Consider the following 21,885-nt stretch of genomic DNA (forward strand, 5'->3'; position numbering starts at 1 on the left):
GGGAGATTAAATACTGTTGATAGATGCCCAGGAGAGCGGTGAAAACTATGAGTTATTTGGATCTAAAAGCAGGATTTCTTAGATTTATCACGAAAATAAAACCAGACTAACTCGGGGAGTGATGGGATTGCAAGTACTCCTGGCGGATCACGCTGGGTTTTGTTTTGGAGTTCAGCGAGCTCTTGATCTGGTTGAAGATGAAGTAAAACAGAAACAATGCGTGGCCACCTATGGGCCCCTCATCCACAACCCTCAAGTCGTTGAGCGACTAGCCCGGCAGGGGGTAAAGGTTTACGATGATTTGCAGGACCGTACACCGGCTCGTCTCGTCATTCGTTCCCATGGCGTAGGACCAGAAGTCTATCAAGAGGCCAAAGAAAGAGACTTCCCCGTCATCGACGCCACTTGCCCCTTTGTCAAAAAGGTACAAACCCTTGCCCAACGGTTTACCCAAAAGGGGTACCAAGTGGTGATTGCCGGAGACCGAAATCATCCTGAAGTACAAGGGATCCTGGCCTGGAGCGACGGCAAAGCTTTTGTCGTGGCGAACGGGGAAGAAGCAGCCACCCTAAAGCTTCAGGGTAAGGTGGCGTTAATCGCACAAACTACCCTCAAAGAGGCCACCTTGCGGGAGATCGAACAGGCCTTGCGCGCTCAGCCCGTAGAACTGGAACTGCGTAATACCATCTGCGCTGCTACCGGCAACCGTCAAAAAGCAGCCCGTCAACTGGTAAACGAGGTTGACGTCATGGTGGTTATAGGAGGCCGCAACAGTTCAAACACGGTAAAATTAGCGCAAATTTGCCGGGACACAGGGGTTCCCACCTATCACATAGAAGAGGCTGCCGAACTTGAGCCCGAATGGTTTACGGGCAAGCAAAAAGCGGGGGTAACGGCGGGGGCTTCAACTCCCCGTTGGATCATCGAGGAGGTAATTCAAAGAATGACCGAACTGAACCAGGAAAAGGAAACAGAATTTCAAGCACAAACTCAGGAATCTGCCGCAGAATTTGAGGATATGGGCGAGAGCTTTGCCGAATCCTTGCGGATTTTCGAAGAAGGGGCACCGAAAGAAGGCGGTCTTGTCACAGGTACCGTTGTTAAGGTTAGACAAGATGAAGTCCTCGTAGACGTAGGCGGTAAGTCGGAAGGCGTTATTCCCCTGCGAGAGTTGGCCACTCGCACCCCTGATTCGGCCGAAGGCATCGTTAAAGTGGGCGACGAAGTGAAAGTGGTCATCGTTAAGGCCGAGTCGGAAGACGGAAACATGATCCTCTCCCGCCGTCGGGCTATCGAACGGGAAAAGATCGTTCACATTCAAGAAGCGAAAGAGAAAGACGAAATCGTCACCGGTGAAGTCATCGCCGTCGTCAAAGGCGGTCTCCGCGTTGATGTGGGCGTGACCGGTTTCGTGCCGGCTTCCCAAGTCGATCGAGGCTATGTTGAGAACCTGAACAAATACATCGGCCAGACGCTGCGCATGAAAGTGATGGAAATCGACACTCGCCGGAACAACTGCGTCCTGTCGGCGAAAGCAGTGCTGGAAGAAGAATACAAACAAGCTCGCGGTAAGACCTGGGAAGAACTATCGGAAGGACAAACCCGCCGGGGTACTGTCCGCCGTCTCTCCGACTTTGGCGCCTTTGTCGATCTTGGTGGTGTAGACGGTCTGCTCCATATCTCGGAGATGTCCTGGGGACGCATCAAGCATCCTAATGAAATCGTCAAAGAAGGCGACGTCATCAATGTTTTCGTGCTGAAAGTAGACCGGGAGAAAGAAAAAGTTTCCCTTGGCCTCAAGCAGGTGCTTCCAAACCCCTGGGATAAAATCACCGAAAAATACCCCATCGACAGCATCATCACCGTCACCATCGTACGGCTCACTCCCTTTGGCGCTTTTGCCGAATTGGAGCCGGGCGTAGACGGATTGATTCATATCTCCCAACTGGCTGACCGCCGGATCAATAAGCCCGATGAGGTCGTTTCCGTAGGCGATCAGGTCAAAGTCAAAGTCCTCGATATCAAAGAGGCCGAACGGCGCATCTCATTGAGCATGCGTGCCGTCAAAGACGACGAAGCCAACGCCGAGGTCCAGGAATACCTGGCCAATCAAGACAATCAATAATCTCCATACCATCGACCGGACGGATCGTAGAAGCGGGACAGGTGCTGTCCCGCTTTTCCTGTCCCCTTGGGAGGCCGCCTGTGAAAACCTTGATTATCGCTGAAAAACCGAGCGCCGCTGAAGCGATTGCGGAAGCCTTGACAGAGCCCTTCGTCAAAAAACGAAATTATCTGGAAAGCAAGGACTATTACATCAGTTGGGCCATCGGACACCTGGTACAACTGGCCGAACCGGAAGATTACCGGTCCAGCTTAAAGCGCTGGCGTTTCGAAGACCTGCCCCTCTTACCGGAGTTTCAGTTGCGCCCTGTGGCCAACACGGAAGCCCAACTTAAAGCGATTGCCGCCTTGGCAAAAAAAAGCAAAAGCTTGATCAACGCCTGTGATGCCGCCCGGGAAGGGGAACTCATCTTTCGCTATATTGTCGCTTTTCTCGGATTGCACCATCTGCCCACGTGGCGTCTCTGGACGGCTTCCCTAACCCCTGAAGCGATCCGGGAGGCCATGAGGGAAATGAAGCCGATCACCATGTATGATAACCTCTTTGCATCGGCCCGCTGCCGGAGCGAAGGCGATTGGCTCATCGGCATCAATGCGACACGAGCTTTTACGACTCGTTTTGGAGAACTCCTTTCCCTTGGCCGGGTACAGACGCCTGTCCTCGCCATGATCTGTGCAAACCGCCGGTTGCGGGATGACTTTGTCCGCCAGAACTACTGGGAAGTATGGGCAAACTTTCAAGGCGAAGGCTGCAACTATCAAGGCAGATGGTTTCAAGGCGAAGAGACAAGGTTCGATAAGCGGGAGCAAGCCCAATCGATCGCTCAGGAAGTCCAAAACCGGCCGGGAACGGTGGAAACGCTTGAACAGAAAGAATCGAGAGAACTTCCTCCCAAGCTATACGACCTGACTACCCTGCAGCGGGACTGCAACCGTCTCTTCGGATTTGCCGCCAGCAAGACGTTGAAGATCGCTCAGGAGCTGTATGACCGGAAATTCATCACCTACCCTCGTACCAATAGCCGGTATGTCGATACCCATGGCATCGGGCTGATTCGCGCGGTTGCCCGCCGCCTCGGCGGCCACCCCGTCTATGGCGAATGGGTCCAAAAAGGCAATCCTCAACTGGTGCAGGAGCGCAACCGCAACCTTTGCCGTCCGGAAGCGGTAGAGGAGCATCACGCCATATTGCCGACCACCTTTGTGCCGGACAAGCTCACCGGTGATGCCCTAAAGGTATATGATCGAATCGTGCGGCGTTTATTAGCTCATTACTTCCTGCCGGCTCGCTTTAAGGAGACCCGCGTCATCACCCGGATCGATAAGCATCTTTTTCGCACCGATGAAAAGGTGATCATCGATCCAGGCTGGAAAGTGGTGGACGGAGGATGGAAACCTCCCGAAGAAAAGCTGCTGCTCCCGCAACAGCCTGGTGTACCTGTTCGCTGCGTTCATAGTGAAGCCACGGAAAAGCAGACGGAACCGCCGAAGCCCTATACGGAAGGCAGCCTGCTGGGAGCGATGGAGACGGCCGGTAAGAAGCTCGACGACGAGGAACTGAGGGAAGTGCTCAAAGATGCCGGGTTAGGTACGCCGGCGACCCGGGCGTCGATCATTGAACGGCTAAAAGATGTCGGTTACATAGAGCTTGAGGGCAAACATATTGAGCCGACCGCTAAAGGCATGGCATTGATTGAACTGGTGGAACGTGCCAATATCCCTGTCCTGCTCTCGGCAGAGATGACAGGACGGTGGGAAAAATACTTAAATGAAATTGCCCGGGCTAATGGCCAGTCCCAGGAATTCAACCGCAAAGTGGTCGATCTAACGGTCCATGTGATTCGTCAGCTAGCTCAGGCTGATAAAACATGGTATGACAAGAGCGCTTGCGCCAAGTCACTCGGTGTCTGCCCCCGCTGCGGCGGGCAGATCGTTGAAAATCGCAAAGCCTATGCTTGTTCCAACTGGAAAAACCTAAATTGCCCCATCACCATTTGGAAGACATTCCGGGGAAAGAAAATCTCCGAAAAAACAGCCCTTGCCCTGCTGCAGAAAGGCAAGTCGCCCCGTCTCCGCTTTTACAGTAAGGAAAAGAAGCCTTACCCGGCAATCATCACTTTTGATCGTGAGACCGGACAGATGGATCTTCAATATGAATCCAGTCCCAAAGCAAGCAGTCCCAAAACCGGCAGTACGCAGACAAGTCGCCCGAGGAGTCAAAAAAAACCCCCCGCACCTGCATCGTAAGAAGCAGACGGGGGGTTTCAACATTCATACCTTTTTGGGAGAATTTTTGGACTTGCTTTGTACCATTTCGTCTTCTGTTGCGTTGCTTGTAGTATCTCTGGACTCACTGATGACCGTCTCAGTGACGACGTTCTCACTTGTTTCCGCTTCTGATTGCGCAGTCACCACGGCTTCTGCCGCTACGCTGCTCTCTTGTTCTTCGAGAGATTGAGGTCCCGTAGACAAAGCCAGCTCGTCATCGGATGAGATGAACGAATCTTCGCGGGAGTTCGCCGCAGAGACTGTCTCGTCGGCACTCACTGCCATCGTCTCTGTCGTAGCTGAATCAGAGAGAATTTCCGTAGATGATGGTCTCTCGGCATCGGTTTCAACGATGTCTTCAGACGTTAAAGTCGGTACTTCGTCATTTTCTTTTTTCGATAAGGGGATGACGATGGTGGGCCTTCTAGCCGGACGGGGAAGAGGACGTACCGTAGGCGGTGCGATGGGACGCACCGGAAGGAGTTCGCCTTGACCTGGTGAGAGATATGCGTCTGGTGGCGATTCAGGAACGGACGGGAATGGAATTGTCCCTGGCGCTGGTTGAGGTAGCCCATAGGGTGTCGGGAACGGTGGTTGACCGGGGGTTGGTCCGGGAGACGGAGATACTCCAGGTGAAGGGAGTGGGGTAGGGGTTGGAGAAACTCCCGGTAACGGCACAGGTGCGGGAGACGGGGAAGCCTCCGGACCGGGCAGCGGAGTAGGAGTAGGAGTAGGAGTAGGCGAGGCTCCAGGCATCGGCTTAGGTGTGGAGGGACAGGGCTGAGGGAGCAACTCTCTGTAAGGATAGGCATAGGGATAAGGCGGCGGATCGGTCGGTACAGCCGGTTCGTTGACAGGGCTTGTTTGCGGCATCGGTTGGGGCATCGGCTGCGGAAGTGAACCACTGGGCACTCGCTCTTCCGGTAGTACCCGATGGGGTTCCTGCATTTCCATCATGTCCAACAACCTGCATTGCATATGGTGGTAGAGGTGAAAGTACATCTCATCGCAGCGCGACTGCACGGCCTGGGACACCATCTGCTGCATCATGCAGAGCAAATGCGGTTCTTGAGGGCACCTATGCCTGCAGTAACCCGGTCCGGTTCCCATCAAACCGGGCTGCCGGTATGTCTCCATGCCGTAAGGACAATGCGGGTAAACAGCCATCGAAATGAATCCCCCTCCAAGTTCACGGCGGTCATTTTTTCCGCTACCATACTATGAACGTGAGGGGGAAAAGGTTAGGAGGATTTAAAATGAGAGGGAAATTCCTGACCTGGATACATGGTTCGCTTATGGCTCTTTGCATCTTCGTCCTGGTCTGCACCCTGCCAGCCTATGCCGACGAGCCCCTCTTTTCGGGACAGCGGTATACGGTTTTGCAAAAAGCGGCACCCTTGTCCCTCGAACAAAGCCAAATCATCTACGGAAAACTGTTTTATGCCGGTCAAACGGACTATTATCGAGTACAAGGCAAAAAAGGCGATCTGCTTCTTTTTGAAATGGCGATACCTCGACGGGGAGGCCTGGAGACTTTTCGACCCTCTGTGGCCGTCATTGGACCAGGCTTGCCTATGGTATCCTTAGATCCTTCCTATTGTGTCATACCGAATGGACTGGGGGCTCATATCGTCGAACCGTCCCTGAGAGAACGGGAAGTTACCGATCCGATGACTAGGTGTGATTACTGGATCACACAAGTCTTTCAATTCCGTCTACCCAGCGACGCCGACTACTACCTGGCCGTATTTGACAAAGAAGGAAAGCCCGGAAAATACTCGCTGCAAGTCGGTGTTCCAGAGGAACGGAGCATTGCTCGAGCCGTAAAGCATCCGGTTCAGGTGCTGCAAGTCCGGGCTTGGTATAATCCTACCCAACTGCTGGTGGTCATGGCATTTGTGGCAATGGCGATGGGGTTATTTTTTATAGGATGGATAGCCAAACGACAAAAGAAATAAAAATTCGATTTAGGGGTTGCCGACGTGGGTAAAAGATCGATATAATGTCTACCATACAGGGAAACATTCCTCCCCAGATGGACAGAGGTGAAGCCATGAACCCAGGGGGAAAACGTTTCTATCTCGTCGATGGCGAGATTCTCCCGGAAGCTATCTTAAAGACAGCCATGGTCAATGAAATGCTGGCGAAAGGTGAGGTCGCTAAAGTCAGCGAAGCCGTGGAAATTGTCGGTTTGAGCCGGAGCGCTTATTACAAATACAAAGACGGAGTTCTTCCCTTTCGGGAATCGGGCCGTACGAGCATTATCTCAGTGAGTCTCATGCTCGAACATCATCCGGGCATTTTATCGCGGGTGTTGAACACGGTAGCTGCCGTCGACGGCAATATTCTTACCATCAATCAGTCCGTACCGGAAAAAGGTTTGGCTCCCGTATCCCTAGTCATGGATACGAGCCAAATGTCAGTGGACGTGCCTCGATTGCTCAGTGAGTTGAGACAACTCACTGGCGTCCGGACGGCCCAGTTAGTCGGGGATAGTGAAAAAAAGTGAGGTGCACTCTATGAACCAACCTATATGGATCGGATTGCTCGGTTTCGGAACCGTCGGCAGCGGCACATTGCGTATCTTGGAAAATCGCTTGGAAGATATCGCCCGGCGTTTAGGCCGGCCCGTAAAAGTTAAAAAAGTGCTTGTCCGGGACGTGACGAAACCGCGGGCCCTTCCGATCGATCCGGTCTTGTTGACGGACAACCCGGCAGAAATCCTGGAGGATCCCGAGATTTCTATCATCGTAGAGCTTATGGGTGGGATCCATCCCGCCTTGGAATATATCAAGGCAGCTTTGAGCTCCGGTAAAAACGTGGTCACCGCCAACAAAGACCTGATGGCGATTCATGGGCGAGAACTCTTCGCTCTGGCCGAGGCGAATGGTCTTGACCTGGAGTTCGAAGCTTCTGTCGCTGGCGGCATTCCCATCATTCGTCCCCTCAAAGTATGCCTGGCCGGCAACCAAATTGAAGATATCAAAGGCATCATCAACGGGACGACCAACTTCATCCTGACGAAGATGACTCAGGAAGGCAGCGACTTTTCTGAGGTGCTCAAAGAAGCCCAGGCGCTGGGCTATGCGGAAGCCGATCCGACGGCCGACGTGGAAGGCCTGGATGCGGCCCGCAAACTCGCCATTTTGGCCTCAATCGCCTTTAATACGCGAATCACCTTAAATGATGTCCACGTGGAAGGGATCACGAAAATATCGGCTCGCGATATCCAGTATGCCAGCCAGATGGGATATACGATCAAGCTTCTCGGCATCGCCAAAGAGACTCACGGGAAAGTGGAAGCCCGGGTTCATCCAGCCATGATCCCCAACAGCCATCCTCTTGCCTCTGTCAATGATGCTTTTAACGCTATTTTCGTCAAAGGCGATGCTGTCGGCGAGACTATGTTCTACGGACGGGGAGCTGGCGACATGCCGACAGGCAGCGCTGTCGTCGGTGATATCATCGATGTGGCCCGCAACATCATCAACGGCCATACAGGACGTCTTAGCTGCACCTGCTATCATCAAAAGCCGATCAAATCCATCGGTGAAGTCGAAGGCAAATACTACATCCGTCTGCTTGTGACTGAGAAACCAGGGGTACTCGCTTCCATCGCCGGCGTTTTTGGTGACGAAGGGGTCAGCATCCAAACGCTCATTCAACAGGAACAATTCGGTAATGAAGCCGAGATCGTCCTGGTTACACATAAAGTTCAGGAAGAAAACTTGCAAAAAGCCTTGAATATCCTTTCGGAAATGCCTATTGTAGAGAAGATCGGCAATGTTATTCGTGTCGAGCAGGGGTAGCACAAACCAGCCGGTGTGATCGAGCACCGGGGGGAGATTGAGAGGAGCAAATATTGTGAACTGGCCAGGAATCATACCTGCGTTTAAAGAATTTTTACCGGTGACCGAAAAAACCCCCATGTTGACTTTAAAAGAAGGTAACACCCCGCTTATCGCGGCACCGCGCCTGTCAGAACAGATCGGTGCCGAATTATACTTCAAGTTTGAAGGCATGAACCCGACAGGCTCTTTCAAGGACCGTGGCATGGTCATGGCTGTTGCGAAAGCCGTCGAAGAGGGTTCACAAGCCATCATGTGCGCCTCCACCGGCAATACGTCCGCTGCGGCTGCCGCCTATGCCGCCCGTTGCGGAATTAAGTGCATCGTCTTGATTCCCGAAGGGAAGATCGCTCTGGGCAAACTGGCCCAAGCGCTGATTTATGGTGCCAAGGTGATCGCCATCGAAGGTAACTTCGACGAGGCGCTACGCATTGTCCGCGATATCTGTGCCAAACATCCTGTCACCTTGGTGAACTCAGTCAATCCCTACCGTATCGAAGGCCAGAAGACGGCAGCTTTTGAGGTTTGTGAGCAGTTGGGCGATGTGCCCGATTACCTGGCCATTCCTGTCGGCAACGCTGGCAACATCACTGCCTATTGGAAAGGCTTTGTCGAGTGGAAACAAGCTGGCAAGGTTGATAAGACACCGAAGATGATCGGCTTTGAAGCCGAAGGCGCTGCAGCCATCGTCTTTGATCGGGTCATTGAAAAACCGGAAACGGTCGCTACGGCGATTCGCATCGGTAACCCGGCTTCCTGGCAAAGCGCTGTCGCCGCGGCTCGCGATTCCGGCGGCTGCATTGATTATGTGACTGATGAAGAGATCCTGGCTGCCTACCGCATGCTGGCCTCACAAGAAGGGATCTTCTGTGAACCTGCTTCGGCCGCTTCTTTAGCCGGCGTGATCAAAAAACGCAAAGCCGGCTATCTGCCGGAAGGTGCGAAGATCGTCTGCGTTCTCACCGGTAACGGTTTAAAAGACCCTGATAATGCGATTAAAACGGTGGCTGGCGGCCCCATCATGGTACCGGCGACGGAAGAGGCAGTTTTACGGGAGGTTTTCTGATATGACGGAAGCCCCCATTCCCTCCGTTCGAGTAAAAGTGCCGGGAACGACGGCCAACTTAGGTCCCGGCTTCGATACGCTAGGTATGGCCTTAGACATCTACAACTTCGTTGAACTTTCGGAGACTAGTCAAGGGGTCACTGTCGAAGTCGAAGGGGAAGGGGCTTCAAGCATTCCCCGCAACGAGAGCAACATCGTGCTCAAAGTGGTCCGCCAGGTCTATCAACAGGCGGGAAAAAACCCGACAGGCTTACACCTTAAACTCATCAATGAAATCCCTGTGGCTCGCGGGTTAGGATCGTCAGCGGCTGCTCTCGTCGGCGGTGCCGTAGCCGCCAACGAATTATGCGGTAACTTTTTGAGCGATCAGGAGATCCTGGAAATCGTCACAGAATTTGAAGGCCATCCGGACAACGTCGCACCGGCTTTGTTTGGCGGTGTTGTCGTTTCGGCTCAAGTGACCACGTCCAAGGGTAAAGAAGTGGTCAGCCGTAAAATTCCGCCGCCCTATGGCATGAGGGCGATCGTGGCGATTCCTGAATTCCATCTGGCAACGAAGAAAGCTCGCGGAGCCTTGCCAAAAGAAGTGCCCCATCGAGATGCTGTCTTTAATGTGTCCCGAACCAGTATGGTCATTATGGCGATCATTCATAACGATTGGGACCTTCTCGGCAAAGTGATGGAAGACCGTCTCCATCAGCCCTACCGGATGTCGCTCATCCCGGGTATGGCCGATGTATTTGAGGCAGCTCGCAAAGCCGGGGCACTGGCTGCTGTCCTCAGCGGTGCTGGTCCCACATTGATTGCCTTTTCCCGCGAAAATACCGGCGGTATCGCCCAAGCCATGGAAGATGCTTTCGCCGCTCACGGCGTCAAATGTATCACCAAAGAATTGAAACCTTGCCCCATGGGAGCTAAGGTCATATAAATATAATTACAACATTGTGTTTCAAAAGGATGTGAACCGACTTGGCCATCGTTGTCCAGAAGTTCGGCGGTTCTTCCGTAGCTAACGCCGAACGCATCAAGCGGGTCGCCCGACGGGTCGTAGAAACCCAGCAAGCAGGTAACCAAGTTGTAGTGATCGTATCGGCCATGGGTGACAGCACCGATGACCTGATCGACTTGGCCAAAGAGATTACGGACAAACCGAAAGCCCGGGAAATGGATATGCTCCTGGCGACAGGAGAACAAGTCTCCATCGCTTTGTTAGCCATGGCGATTGATAAATTGGGATACCCCGTGCTCTCCTTGACCGGTCCCCAGGTGGGGATCCTGACGGAACATGTTCACGGGAAGGCGAAAATCCTCGACGTCAACCCTGAGCGACTTCAGCAGGAACTCGATAACGGCAACATCATCATCGTCGCCGGGTTCCAAGGGGCGACCGAAGACGGAGAGATCACGACGCTCGGCCGCGGTGGTTCTGATACGACGGCGGTAGCTATTGCGGCTGCCTTAAAAGCCGATGTCTGTGAAATCTTCACCGATGTGGACGGTGTCTATACAGCGGACCCGCGGATTGTCCCCAAAGCTCATAAACTGCAAAGGATCACTTACGATGAAATGCTGGAATTGGCTAGTTTGGGTGCCCAAGTTCTCCATCCTCGTTCGGTTGAACTGGGCAAGGAATATGGTGTTCCCATTCACGTCCGTTCGAGCTTCAACCATAATCCAGGAACCTTGGTGCAGGAGGCAGTAGATTCAATGGAAAAAGAACTCATGGTCAGCGGTGTCGCTTATGACCTCAACGTCGCCAAAATCGGACTGTTTGATGTTCCCGATAAGCCGGGCGTCGCGAAAATGCTCTTTAAAGCCCTCGCCGAAAAGCGGATCAACGTGGATATGATCATCCAGAGCGCTATGCGAAATGATCGCAACGACATCGCTTTCACGGTCGTCAAAGATGATCTGGACACGGCAGTCGCTGTCGTCGAAGCAGTGAAAGAGGCTATCGGAGCCGGCGGACTGAGCTATGATGCCAACTTAGCCAAGGTGTCCATCGTTGGGGCCGGCATGGTCAGCCGTCCCGGTGTAGCAGCGATGATGTTTGAAACCATGGCTGAAGAAGGCATCAACATCGAAATGATCGCTACCTCGGAGATCAAAGTCTCTTGTGTCGTTCGGGCTGACGACGCTAAGCGGGCGGTACAGGCGATTCACAAGTCTTTCGAGTTGGAAGGGGACGCCCCGGTCAACAGTGAAGGGTTTGCGAGCTAATTAGTAGAGGTACATCATGGTAAATCGGGGTGTAATGACTCCGTTCGCTAAGGGCTCCGAAAATAGAATCGGTTTGTTTTATAAGTCCTTCCCTGATGAAAATATTGGGGAAGGACTTTTTTATTTATTCTTGAAGGGTTTCGAAGGGCCCCTTCGTCTAATCTTACAGAAGCCAAGATCAAGAACCGATAGCAATTCGATGCGAGGGGAGGGATGCCACCGGTCATGGATGACCTATTGAACGAGGCTTTCATTGAACGCTGCAAGTCGGGAGACAAAGAAGCGCTGTCTACGCTACTGGCAACGATTCAGAAACCGGTGTATAACCTGTGCCTTCGCTTGTTGCAACACCGGGAAGATGCCAGGGACGCAGCGCAAGAGTCTCTGCTCCTTATCTGCAGGGCCATACCCCAGTTCCGAGGCCACTCTAAATTCTCCACCTGGGCCTACCGGTTGGCTACTAACCACTGTATCGACAGGATGCGAAAACGGAAATGGACGACAGTGCCGCTCGAACCGCATGCAGAGGTTCATTCTGAAGGGGCGATCCCTTGGCGGGGCAATGGGCCTGAAGGGGAAGTTATCCGCAAAGAGACGGGGAAGAAGGTTCGGGAAGCGATTGCAGCGCTGCCTGAACATTACCGAACGGTCGTGGCCCTCTATCACCTTGATGATTTGACCTATTCAGAAATTGCCGACGTTTTGAATTTACCGAAAAAGACAGTGGAAACGCGCTTGTATCGAGCGAAAGTTATGCTTAGAGAGTCCCTACGAGATTTGTCTGAGAAAGGAGAACCTCTGCCTTGAGCCGCTGCGAAAAAATTCGATGGATGCTGTCCGCTTATGCTGATGGGCAGTTAAGTTGCCCTGACCGGGATTTTGTACAGAGCCATCTGCAAGATTGTCCTGAATGCGAAAAGGTACTTGCCGAGCTAACTGAGTTTGATCTTTTTTTGCAAGAAGCCATGGTGCTGGAGGAACCTCCGGAAGGGTTATTCGATTCAATTTGGACTTCGCTAGAGTCGGAATCGATTTTCTCAGGGACGGAACAACTGGTTCAGCAGGTTTTAGCAGTGAAGGAAGAACCAGACCTGTCTTGGATAGACCTGTTGCAGCGACAAGGGGTGATCGCCGCAGGGTGGGCAGGACTCGTCGTGATTGCTGCTTTCCTGATCGGGTTTTTCTGGCCTCAAATAGCATTGAATTGGCTTGAGCACCATCCGGCCATAAACCACTTTGTCCAGAATCCAGGAGGTTTTGTAGTCACTTATTTTGTGGAAAGCAAACTCCGCCTGACCGAGGCCATCGTCAGACATGGCAGCAACGTACGAAATATCGTTCAACATCTGTCTGACTTCTATCTGTTCACTATACCCAAGCAGACATGGCTTTGGACAGGCATGGCCGCCTGGAGTATTATAGCTGCCTGGCTCTGGCGGCGTCAGATCACCGATTGATTTATGAAACTGAACCACGACCCTAAAGTGCATCAGGAATGTAAGGAAGTGTATTGAGATGAAACGTGTAGGAATTATATTAAAATGGTTTCTCCTGTCGGTGCTTTTGATAGGTGTCGGCGCAGCCGGAACAGGATTGTTTTTTATGCATTCGAAGAGTCAAATCAATAGCCCCCCTTTTTATGACGAGCACTCGATGGGAGTGGAACCCCGAACGGCGGAAAGGGATCCGCGAGGCATAGATACTGTTTATGTTCGCTCGGGCGAACAACGGGCTAGCATCCAGGAAGCGGGCTCCCGTGTCATCGTTCAAGGAGGGCAGGTTCTCGGTGATGTAACAGCTAAGGAAATTCGGGTGGAAGAACGCGGTATCGTCGCCGGAAATGTAAACGCCGATTACAACGTGATCATCACGGGAGGGCATGTCCGTTCGAATGTTACTGCGAGAGAAGTCCGACTCTATCAAGAGAATGATCAAGAAAGGAATTCGGGTAACTACCGTGACTTCTCGACGAAAGATCCGGCGGCAATCGGCGGTGCCGTAAAAGCTTTTAACATAACCGTTGCTGAAGGTACTCAAATCGCGGGTACCGTCGTAGCTGATGGGAAAGCCGATTTGGCCGGCACAGTCGGTGATGTGACCGCGAAGAATATCGTCCTACGTTCTACTGCGGTCGTCAAAGGGAATATCCAAAGCAGTTCTGATCACATCGTCATGGAACCGGGCGCCCAAGTATCAGGAACCATCTCCGGCACAGACGGTCGTGGCATACGTATCATCACTGATCAAAGCCAGAAAAAAGACAAGTTTGAGCCTGAGCACAATAGTGCGCCAATACCGCCTGTACGAAACAACAATCCGAGTTCATCTGTCGTTGTCCAAGAACGTGGGGGCTTAGCTTACGGAATACTTTTTTGGATTCCTGTGCTCATCGGTCTGCTGGCGTTATCCTTTATCAGCTACAGCTTTCTTTTCCGGGATACGGAACAAGCGGCTGACTCCATACTCATGCAGCCCCTTCGTAACCTCTGGATTGGCTTTTTAACGGTTATCGCCTTAGGCCCGCTTGTATTTCTAACAGGCATCACCATTCTCGGCATTCCTATCGCCATCGGCTTCACCCTATCGGCTGTGGCCGCGGCGATCGCCGGTTGGACGGCGGCGTCGCTCGTCATCGGACGCAAGGTATCTCAACACCTTGGCCCTTGGCAGGGGCTGGGCGTTTTAGGAGAAGTACTGATCGGCGCCTTCTTGCTGGCCCACCTGGGTTGGGTCCCCCTAATCGGTTGGTTCATTTTATTCCTTTCGGGCTTGATGGGCTTTGGCGCGGTAACCCGCCTCTGGTACCCACGCTTTCGAGATCAATGGCGGGAATGGCGGCAAAAGCGTCGGGATCGAAAATCGACGAACGAAGAGGTAACGCCGTCAAGCACCACAACAGATTCACCGCAAAACCATCCCATCGATTCATCGTCCGACGGCTCCCCGTAAAGGTATGAGGACAAATCCGAGGTTCTCCCAGAGAAAGGGGACAGCGACAAAAGTTTTGAAAAGGGCTAAGTATTTTGCATGACTTCACAACGCTCGGGGGATTCTTATATTCGGGAATCCCAGAGGAGGTAATGCAAAAATGCCGCAAATGCAGAATTTTGGTGGACAAAATCAATCGATGTACGGCTCTCCGCTGACCCCGTATGGTCGTAATTTTGGCGGGCAGGCTGGTATGATGGGTATGGGAGGAATGAACACGATGGCGACTGCGATGAGAACAGGCGGACAAAACCAAAATCAAAAGCAAGGTGCCCATGAGATCTTGATGGTTCATGAGGTGCTGACTCATACGATCGATACGATCAACAATTTTGAATTGTATCGTCAACATGTAAAAGATTCGCAACTGGCTAACATCCTCGACAATCAACTACAGCATATGCAAAGCGGCTATCAGAACATCGTGAACTTCATGCACAACCGCGGTACAGCCCATGCCGTTCCCTACCGGGCGCCTCGCAGCGGAAGCCCCGCTTATGGCCTGCGTAATCCTTCGCCGCAAATGCCGAACACGTCGATGAACCAAATGGATGATCGCGACGTGGCTTCCTGTATGCTTGGTTGCGCCAAATCCAGTGCCATTATGTGCACGCAAGCTGCCTTGGAATGCGCCGATCCTACCCTGCGCAATATGATGGTCAGCTGCAGCCAGTCGAGCATCAACCAAGCCTACGAGATGTTCCAATATATGAACCAACGGGGTATGTACCAAGTACCCACCCTGGCAGACAACACCACCCAAACGATGGTCAACACCTATCAAGCCCCTCAGGGCGGCATGCAAATGCAATAAGCTTACCGAGCCGAAGAGCCTGGAACCCTTTACAGGGGAATCCAGGCTCTTTTTATTCGACCTTTCTCTCCTTGTGAGCGCCAGTTTAATTCAGTAAAATAAAGGGACTTGCGAGGGGGAGTGAGCGATGAAGTCTGTGGTGGAGTTGTATGAAGAGCACATCAATCCGTCTATAGCTCGTTTGTATCGTCTGATGGGGATGGCCTCGACGGCCCGTAAAGCGGAAGGATCCTATGTGATGGATGATCAAGGGCGAACCTTCCTCGACTTTCTGGGCAACTTCGGAACGGTCAGTTTAGGTCACCGCCATCGTCGGGTCGTCGACGCCGTCATCTCCCAACTGGGTGTAATGGGGCAGACTGCACGGTACCTGCTCGATGAACCGACGGCACGACTCGCTCAGATGCTGGCCCAACTGACGCCGGGTGATCTGCAGTACTGTTTTTTCTGTAACTCCGGCACTGAGGCGGTGGAAGCCGCCATGAAAGTGGCCCGGCTGTCGACGGGGAAAAGCGGGCTCGTCGGGACGATAAACGGTTTTCACGGTAAAACATTAGGTTCGTTGAGCCTATCGGGACGGGAACCCTTTCGGGAACCTTTTGAACCTCTTTTACCGCGAGTCAAACATATCCCTTATGGAGAAGTAACGGCCTTAGTACATATTCTGGAAGAGGACCGAGATGTGGCCGCCTTTATCCTGGAGCCGCTGCAAGGCGAAGGGGGCGTTGTGGTACCACCGGCAGGTTACTTGAGCGAAGTGAGAGAAATTTGCGACGATTACGGCGTACTCTTGATCTTAGATGAAGTACAAACCGGCATGGGTCGAACGGGAAAATGGTTTGCCTGTCAAGAGGAAGAGGTAGTTCCAGATATTCTTTGCCTGGCGAAAGCCCTCGGTGGCGGTATCATGCCCATCGGTGCAATCCTTAGCCGGCCCTCTGTCTGGCAGCCCATGCTGGAGAACCCCTGGATCCATACAAGTACATTCGGAGGCAGTCCCTTGGCTTGCGCCGCGGCGATCGCGGCGATTGAAGTGATGATGGAAGAGAATTTGGCCGGGCAGGCTCGGGAAAAAGGCCTGCGGATCATGCAGCGTCTGCAAAAACTGGCCGAAAGGTACCCCCAGGTCATCGCCGATGTTCGCGGGCGAGGCCTGCTCATCGGCATTGAATTTGTGAAGGAGGGCGTTGGAGGGGTAGTGATCGGCCGTATGGTGGAAAATCAGATCATCGTCGGCTATGCCTTGAACAATCCCCGGGTCGTCCGCCTGGAACCACCCTTGAATGTGGCCGATGAAGATATCGATCGGGTACTTGATGTATTGGAAGCTGCCGTTGCCGAGGCGAATGAGATCATTGAAGAACTGTAAACACTGATGAGCTTCATAGCTGATTACATAGCGGATAAGGTTAGCGGCTCGACTTTTTTAGATTTGTGGGCGTCCTGTGGAGTCTTTGAAGCAGAGGAGGGGGAGCCATGCCTTCGGTGGAAGTGAGCCTTTGGATCGATGGCAGCCCGGAAGAAGTATTTGAGCTGGCGAGCCGAATGGAAGAGTATCCCCGGTTTATGGAGGATGTTCGCTCCGTCAAGGTGATCGAGCAAGGCGACGGATACACGGTGACCGATTGGGTGACCGAAGTGGATGGAAAATCTTTTTGCTGGAAGGAGCGGGACGAATTCTATCCCGCGGAAGGGAAGATCCGCTATCGACAGATCGCCGGAGATGTGAAACGCTTTGAAGGGGAATGGTTCTTTCGCCGCGAAAGAGGTGGCTGTCAAGCAGTGCTCACCGTCGATTTCGACTTAGGCATGCCGATGCTGGCGCCTATTCTACATCCAGTGCTAAAGAAGAAAGTCCGGGAAAACAGCCAGGCCATGTTGGCTGCGATTAAGGAAAAAGTGGAATCCGGCAGTTCCCAGAAACGACGATATTAACGGAAAATCTCCGATAGAGTTTTTTATTTTTACACCAAATCCCTTTTGTCGTGGAAAAAAGTATCGACGAAAGCCTTACAAAGCTTAAGAAAATATTAGGCTTTCTTTTTTTTTTATACCCAGACATTCACTAGAGCAGGAATTTGAGAGGTGTGCTAGAATTATAATAACGCTGCCGGCCGGAAAGGGGTGTTTTCATGATGTCCTGGAGAATGTGGGAATCTATCTTACCTGAACTCTGTCGAGTTCGGGCACTTTTAGAAGAGAAAATGCCGCTTACGTCCAAACAGCACCTACGCTATGTAGGTTGGGGGACTTATAACGTGCATAAAATGTTTCCGGCCATCCTGGTTCTGCTTACAGCTCGTATGCTCGGGGGAACAAATCGGCAAGTAAACTATCTGGCGGGTATCGTCCAGTTTATCCAAGCGGCCACAGATATTCACCGTTTGATACCGGATGAAGGAAAAAACCAATTATCGCTGGAGAAAACTACGATTCCCTTTTCGGTACTGGTAGGGGACCTTTTCTATGCCCATGTATTCAGCCTTCTCAGTCAAGGAGGCTTGTTGGCATATTTGACTCCCTTGTCTCGCACGATCTGCCAAATTCATGAAGGCGGTGTGATCCGAAAGGAATTTGTCGAAACCGGTTTTGCTACGGAAGAGCATATCCTGGCGACTCGCGAATTGGAATTCGCGAGCCTGCCATCGATGTCCTGCCGCATCGCCGGGGAGCTTTGTGGCGCTTCTACGTCCCAATTGATGGCTTTGGAACAGTTGGGACGAGCTGTCGGCATGTTGACGGGAAGCCGCATGGTACCTGCTTCTGCGGAACAGATGAAAGTGTGGATGGAAGAAGCCTTGGACGCTCTAGAGCAGCTTCCCCAAGGTGCCATGTCAGAAGCATGTAAAGTGATGTTGACGCAAATCTACGGGAAGAATCGGAACGAGTCCTTCAATTTGTCTATCGATGTGAAATCGATAGGGATCGCTCCGAGTCCCCGTGCTGTCGTCGTATGATAATCCAATATGAAAATGCCGGCTTCGTGGGCCGCCCAGTGACAATCACTTGTTTGTCTGGGCGGCTATTTCAATTTCTGTCTTTTTGACGAAAAAGCTACCCCCTGTCGGAGTAGCTTCCTGTCTAAACAGAAGTCTGCTTGGTTAGTCTGGATTAGCTGCGAACTTTTGTAGCGGTATCAGTGGTCGTGGAGTGTTTGTCCGTCTTGGTGTCGGTGCCTATAGACTTCGGATTGACGGACGTGGCTTTCTTTTTATCGTCTGACAAGTTGCCATCTCCTTTATCATTACGACTTTGATTTTGGCGGGGCCGCTGTCGTGGTAAACTCGGAGGCGTCAACATTTCGACCGGAATCTAAGTCCCCGCCGTGAAAGAAATCGGAAATCCTATCGCCACCGGGGCGCGGTTGTTGTTTTCCTGGGATATAGGGTGTGTCAGGCATGTTTATCACCTCCTAGGTTAGTATGTCCAAGTCGCTTGTGGATAGATGTGGATGACAGGATGTTAGCAAGAACAGGTCAAATGATTGAATAAATAAGGAATCTCGGATAAAATAACGGAAGAGAAGGTGGTGCTATCATCAAGATGCCCGATGAGTTCCATTCCGCAGAGGAGAAGGAACGATATATACAATCAACCTTTTCCACGATTGCTTCCCGTTATGACTTGATCAATCAAGTGTTTACGTTCAATTCAGATCGCCGCTGGCGCAGAAAAACAGCCTATTACTCGGCAGTAGGCATCGGGGGTACAGCCTTAGATGTTTGCTGTGGAACCGGTGAACTAGCTCAAGCACTGGCTGAACGGGTAGGTCGCAGAGGTCATGTGGTCGCCTTGGATTTTAATCACGACATGCTGGAAGTGGCCCGGGAAAAACAGCGTCAGCGCTTGTTAGAGCCTCAAATTGAGTTTATCCAGGGAAATGCCATGGAACTTCCCTTCGAGGACAATCGTTTTGACGCGGCGACTGTCGGTTTTGGTCTGCGCAATGTTCCCGATTATCGTCAGGCTCTGCGTGAGATGACTCGGGTCATTCGCCCCGGTGGCACTGTTGTCTGTTTGGAAACAAGCAAACCGGTTTCAACGGGACTTCGTCTCCTCCATGGTCTTTATGTGGACCACTTTATCCCTATGTTGGACAAGATGGCGGCAGGGCGGCAAGGACCGTATGCCTGGTTGGCTCGTTCGACGCAAGCCTTTTTGTCCCAGGAAGAACTGGCTCAGGTTTTTCGAGATATCGGACTCATCAATGTACGGTACTACAACCTTTTTGGCGGTGCTGCCGCCATTCACGTAGGGTACAAACCTGCCAATCCGATATCCCCATCCCATACCGGAGAGTCGTCCTGATAGTTTCTAGGGACGATTTCTCCGGATTTTCTTGCGTTCCGAAAAAAGAAACCGGGGAAGCTATGGTCACCGAGATAAGTCACAATATCCTTGCGAAAGAGACATCCGCATGTAACCCTAGGAGAACCACATATTCAAGAGGCGGGTATGGCCCAGCGCCGGGCTGACTTTGGCCTCGCCAGTACGTAGGAGGGAATCCCTTGCCGAAATCATCGACAGGCGCCATCGGCCGCGTAGGCACCTTCATGGAAATGATCAAGTTTGAGCATACCATCTTCGCCTTACCCTTCGCTTATATCGGCGCATTTTTGGCACAGGTGCGGATACCAGATTGGGGTCCTTTGTTCTGGATTACCATGGCCATGGTCGGCGCTCGCACGGCAGCCATGACGCTAAACCGGCTGATCGACCGCCATATCGACCGCAAAAATCCTCGTACAGCGAATCGGGCTATGGCCAAAGGAATTATCAGACCGTCGGAAGCATCCGTCTATATCGCGATCAGTTTCGGTTTGCTGCTTCTCTCGGCAGCCATGCTCAGCAAATTAGCCTTGTACCTTTCGCCGCTGGCGGTTTTCCTCTTGACGCTCTATTCTTATACAAAGCGCTTTACCTGGGCCTGCCATATCGTCCTCGGCATGTCCCTGGCGGCAGCGCCGATCGGTGCTTGGATCGGCATCAATGGCACTGTCGACTGGCCTGTGATCGTCCTCGGTCTTGCTGTCTTAACCTGGTCAGCCGGATTCGATATCATCTACGCCTGTCAGGATGTGGATTTTGACCGCTCCCAGGGCCTCAATTCCATTCCAGCCCGTTTCGGTATCACCCAGTCACTGAATATCTCCAAACTCTTGCATGTCCTCGCCGCTGTCTTTTTAGTCTTAACGGGCTATCTCTTAGGAATGGGCTTATGGTACTACATCGGCGTCATCGTATCGGCAGGGCTCCTCATCTATGAGCATTCTCTCGTGTCCCCGACAGACCTGAGCAAGCTCGACGCTGCCTTTTTCGCCATGAACGGCTATATATCCGTCGTTATGTTTGTTTTTACCTTATTAGACATAATTTTGTAACCGCTCAATATTTTATTTTCGCTCTTAGCCGGAGGATGTAATTACCAAAAAAACATAAGGGGGAAATCCAACATGGACGAACTCTTCACCCATAGCCCCTTGGCTGACTTGATCCCTAAAGTCCAGGCTGGGGAACGGCTCTCTCGAGAAGACGGAATCCGTCTTTTCCAATCGCAGGATCTATTGACGATCGGATATCTAGCCGATATGGTGCGTAAACGGAAAAACGGCGACAATGTGTACTTTATCAATAACCGCCACATCAACCCCACGAACGTCTGTGTCAACCGCTGCAAACTATGCGCCTTCGGTGTGGACAAGGGGACAGAACAAGCCTATTTAATGACGCTTAAAGAGATCGAGGAAAAAGTCCGCGGCTCTTTGGCGAGCAAACCTTCCGAAATCCACATCGTCGGCGGCCTCCATCCGGATGTGCCTTTTGAATTTCAAGTGGAGATGTTACAACGGATCCGAGAAATCAATCCTGATACCCATATCCAGGCGTTCACTGCGGTGGAGATCGACTATTTCACCCAGCAGACGGGAAAACCGGTTCGGGAAGTCTTAGAAATCCTAATGAATGCCGGCCTCGGTTCTCTGCCGGGAGGCGGCGCGGAGATCTTCAGTGCTCGCGTACGTGATAAGATTTGTCCGAAAAAGATATCTGGTGAACGGTGGCTTGAAATTCATGGAGAAGCTCACAAAACGGGTCTGAAAACGAACGCCACCATGCTTTACGGCCATATCGAGACGATTGAGGAGCGAGTCGATCACCTCATCGGTCTTCGGGAACAACAAGATAAGTCGGGAGGCTTCCAAGCCTTCATCCCTTTGGCCTTCCACCCGAAGAATACGGAAATGGAAGGGGAGGGATTGTCTCGCACGACCGGCTACGATGACTTAAAATGTCTCGCTATGGCCCGCTTGATGCTGGACAACTTTGATCATATCAAAGCATTCTGGATCATGGTCGGCCCCAAACTTTCGCAGGTATCTCTCTCCTTCGGTGTCGATGATATCGATGGAACTGTGGTGGAAGAAAAGATCACCCATGCCGCCGGAGCTGAATCGGGCATGGTTATGACCCGCCAAGAGCTGGTTTCTATGATCCGGGCAGCCGGTCGGATACCGCTGGAACGAGACACCCTATATAACGTTGTTCGCAGGGAGTTTTAA

20 protein-coding genes are annotated in these 21,885 nt (G+C 52.1%); 18 read left to right on the top strand and 2 right to left on the bottom strand.

Annotated features, from left to right (window positions below; genetic code table 11):
- Window positions 1-127 precede the first annotated feature (127 nt).
- Both GJ688_RS00405 and GJ688_RS00410 read left to right on the top strand, forming a co-directional pair.
- The gene (locus GJ688_RS00405) at window positions 128-2,125 is read left to right on the top strand and encodes a bifunctional 4-hydroxy-3-methylbut-2-enyl diphosphate reductase/30S ribosomal protein S1 (RefSeq protein WP_155474562.1); all 1,998 of its coding nucleotides are present in this window, start codon (window positions 128-130) and stop codon (window positions 2,123-2,125) included.
- An 80-nt stretch (window positions 2,126-2,205) separates the two neighbouring features.
- A complete protein-coding gene (locus GJ688_RS00410) occupies window positions 2,206-4,371 on the top strand; it encodes a type IA DNA topoisomerase (protein WP_170291514.1) in 2,166 nt (721 codons plus the stop codon).
- Window positions 4,372-4,395: 24 nt separating this feature from the next.
- On the opposite strand, the gene GJ688_RS00415 is transcribed toward GJ688_RS00410, so the two are convergent.
- On the bottom strand, window positions 4,396-5,559 hold the full coding sequence (locus GJ688_RS00415; protein WP_155474564.1) for a hypothetical protein: 1,164 nt from the start codon (window positions 5,557-5,559) through the stop codon (window positions 4,396-4,398).
- An 89-nt stretch (window positions 5,560-5,648) separates the two neighbouring features.
- Here GJ688_RS00415 and GJ688_RS00420 point away from each other — a divergent pair, with 89 nt between their 5' ends.
- The 13 genes from GJ688_RS00420 (at window position 5,649) to GJ688_RS00480 (ending at window position 18,285) form a co-directional block, all read left to right on the top strand.
- Complete coding sequence (locus GJ688_RS00420) at window positions 5,649-6,350, top strand: hypothetical protein (RefSeq protein WP_155474565.1); 702 nt, start codon at window positions 5,649-5,651, stop codon at window positions 6,348-6,350.
- 95 nt (window positions 6,351-6,445) lie between these two features.
- On the top strand, window positions 6,446-6,901 hold the full coding sequence (locus tag GJ688_RS00425; protein ID WP_155474913.1) for an ACT domain-containing protein: 456 nt from the start codon (window positions 6,446-6,448) through the stop codon (window positions 6,899-6,901).
- A 10-nt stretch (window positions 6,902-6,911) separates the two neighbouring features.
- Entirely contained in the window at window positions 6,912-8,201 is a 1,290-nt protein-coding gene (locus GJ688_RS00430) for a homoserine dehydrogenase (RefSeq protein ID WP_155474566.1), read from the top strand.
- A gap of 55 nt (window positions 8,202-8,256) precedes the next feature.
- Window positions 8,257-9,306, top strand: a complete 1,050-nt coding sequence (thrC, locus tag GJ688_RS00435; protein WP_170291515.1) for a threonine synthase — start codon at window positions 8,257-8,259, stop codon at window positions 9,304-9,306.
- Between the two features lies 1 nt (window position 9,307).
- On the top strand, window positions 9,308-10,234 hold the full coding sequence (gene thrB / locus GJ688_RS00440; protein WP_155474568.1) for a homoserine kinase: 927 nt from the start codon (window positions 9,308-9,310) through the stop codon (window positions 10,232-10,234).
- Between the two features lie 41 nt (window positions 10,235-10,275).
- Entirely contained in the window at window positions 10,276-11,526 is a 1,251-nt protein-coding gene (locus GJ688_RS00445; protein ID WP_155474569.1) for an aspartate kinase, read from the top strand.
- A 225-nt stretch (window positions 11,527-11,751) separates the two neighbouring features.
- Window positions 11,752-12,333: an RNA polymerase sigma factor gene (locus GJ688_RS00450; protein ID WP_170291516.1), complete on the top strand. Its 582-nt coding sequence runs from the start codon at window positions 11,752-11,754 to the stop codon at window positions 12,331-12,333.
- Window positions 12,330-12,983: a zf-HC2 domain-containing protein gene (locus GJ688_RS00455; protein WP_155474571.1), complete on the top strand. Its 654-nt coding sequence runs from the start codon at window positions 12,330-12,332 to the stop codon at window positions 12,981-12,983. The genes GJ688_RS00450 and GJ688_RS00455 overlap by 4 nt, the downstream gene beginning before the upstream one ends.
- A gap of 58 nt (window positions 12,984-13,041) precedes the next feature.
- Window positions 13,042-14,475 (top strand): polymer-forming cytoskeletal protein, encoded by a 1,434-nt coding sequence (locus tag GJ688_RS00460; protein WP_155474572.1) that lies wholly within the window; start codon window positions 13,042-13,044, stop codon window positions 14,473-14,475.
- A 139-nt stretch (window positions 14,476-14,614) separates the two neighbouring features.
- On the top strand, window positions 14,615-15,328 hold the full coding sequence (locus GJ688_RS00465) for a spore coat protein (RefSeq protein WP_235910637.1): 714 nt from the start codon (window positions 14,615-14,617) through the stop codon (window positions 15,326-15,328).
- 127 nt (window positions 15,329-15,455) lie between these two features.
- Entirely contained in the window at window positions 15,456-16,697 is a 1,242-nt protein-coding gene (locus GJ688_RS00470; RefSeq protein ID WP_155474573.1) for an aminotransferase class III-fold pyridoxal phosphate-dependent enzyme, read from the top strand.
- Between the two features lie 107 nt (window positions 16,698-16,804).
- Window positions 16,805-17,263 carry a type II toxin-antitoxin system RatA family toxin gene (locus tag GJ688_RS00475; protein WP_155474574.1) on the top strand — a complete coding sequence of 153 codons (459 nt, stop codon included), beginning with the start codon at window positions 16,805-16,807 and terminating at the stop codon, window positions 17,261-17,263.
- A gap of 332 nt (window positions 17,264-17,595) precedes the next feature.
- Window positions 17,596-18,285 (top strand): polyprenyl synthetase family protein, encoded by a 690-nt coding sequence (locus tag GJ688_RS00480; RefSeq protein ID WP_235910675.1) that lies wholly within the window; start codon window positions 17,596-17,598, stop codon window positions 18,283-18,285.
- A gap of 287 nt (window positions 18,286-18,572) precedes the next feature.
- Here the strand turns inward: GJ688_RS00480 and GJ688_RS00485 are convergent, their stop codons facing one another.
- Window positions 18,573-18,728, bottom strand: coding sequence for a hypothetical protein (locus GJ688_RS00485; protein WP_155474576.1), 156 nt, complete (start codon window positions 18,726-18,728; stop codon window positions 18,573-18,575).
- Window positions 18,729-18,871: 143 nt separating this feature from the next.
- Between GJ688_RS00485 and GJ688_RS00490 the strand changes: the two genes are divergently transcribed.
- The 3 genes from GJ688_RS00490 to mqnE all read left to right on the top strand — a co-directional run bounded on the left by GJ688_RS00490 (window position 18,872) and on the right by mqnE (window position 21,885).
- On the top strand, window positions 18,872-19,636 hold the full coding sequence (locus tag GJ688_RS00490) for a demethylmenaquinone methyltransferase (protein ID WP_155474577.1): 765 nt from the start codon (window positions 18,872-18,874) through the stop codon (window positions 19,634-19,636).
- A 200-nt stretch (window positions 19,637-19,836) separates the two neighbouring features.
- Window positions 19,837-20,709 (top strand): UbiA-like polyprenyltransferase, encoded by an 873-nt coding sequence (locus GJ688_RS00495; protein ID WP_328597280.1) that lies wholly within the window; start codon window positions 19,837-19,839, stop codon window positions 20,707-20,709.
- A gap of 72 nt (window positions 20,710-20,781) precedes the next feature.
- Window positions 20,782-21,885: an aminofutalosine synthase MqnE gene (gene mqnE, locus GJ688_RS00500; RefSeq protein ID WP_155474578.1), complete on the top strand. Its 1,104-nt coding sequence runs from the start codon at window positions 20,782-20,784 to the stop codon at window positions 21,883-21,885.

The organism is Heliobacterium mobile (genome assembly GCF_009720735.1).
GTDB lineage: Bacteria > Bacillota > Desulfitobacteriia > Heliobacteriales > Heliobacteriaceae > Heliobacterium > Heliobacterium mobile.

Excerpts from the sequence above, each read along its gene's own strand:
- GJ688_RS00490 (WP_155474577.1), top strand. The coding sequence starts at position 18,872 with ATGCCCGATGAGTTCCATTCCGCAGAGGAGAAGGAACGATATATACAA.
- GJ688_RS00415 (WP_155474564.1), bottom strand. The coding sequence starts at position 5,559 with ATGGCTGTTTACCCGCATTGTCCTTACGGCATGGAGACATACCGGCAG.
- mqnE (WP_155474578.1), top strand. The coding sequence starts at position 20,782 with ATGGACGAACTCTTCACCCATAGCCCCTTGGCTGACTTGATCCCTAAA.
- GJ688_RS00430 (WP_155474566.1), top strand. The coding sequence starts at position 6,912 with ATGAACCAACCTATATGGATCGGATTGCTCGGTTTCGGAACCGTCGGC.
- GJ688_RS00425 (WP_155474913.1), top strand. The coding sequence starts at position 6,446 with ATGAACCCAGGGGGAAAACGTTTCTATCTCGTCGATGGCGAGATTCTC.
- GJ688_RS00485 (WP_155474576.1), bottom strand. The coding sequence starts at position 18,728 with ATGCCTGACACACCCTATATCCCAGGAAAACAACAACCGCGCCCCGGT.
- GJ688_RS00465 (WP_235910637.1), top strand. The coding sequence starts at position 14,615 with ATGCCGCAAATGCAGAATTTTGGTGGACAAAATCAATCGATGTACGGC.
- GJ688_RS00470 (WP_155474573.1), top strand. The coding sequence starts at position 15,456 with ATGAAGTCTGTGGTGGAGTTGTATGAAGAGCACATCAATCCGTCTATA.
- GJ688_RS00420 (WP_155474565.1), top strand. The coding sequence starts at position 5,649 with ATGAGAGGGAAATTCCTGACCTGGATACATGGTTCGCTTATGGCTCTT.
- GJ688_RS00480 (WP_235910675.1), top strand. The coding sequence starts at position 17,596 with ATGTTTCCGGCCATCCTGGTTCTGCTTACAGCTCGTATGCTCGGGGGA.
- GJ688_RS00475 (WP_155474574.1), top strand. The coding sequence starts at position 16,805 with ATGCCTTCGGTGGAAGTGAGCCTTTGGATCGATGGCAGCCCGGAAGAA.
- GJ688_RS00460 (WP_155474572.1), top strand. The coding sequence starts at position 13,042 with ATGAAACGTGTAGGAATTATATTAAAATGGTTTCTCCTGTCGGTGCTT.
- GJ688_RS00450 (WP_170291516.1), top strand. The coding sequence starts at position 11,752 with ATGGATGACCTATTGAACGAGGCTTTCATTGAACGCTGCAAGTCGGGA.
- thrB (WP_155474568.1), top strand. The coding sequence starts at position 9,308 with ATGACGGAAGCCCCCATTCCCTCCGTTCGAGTAAAAGTGCCGGGAACG.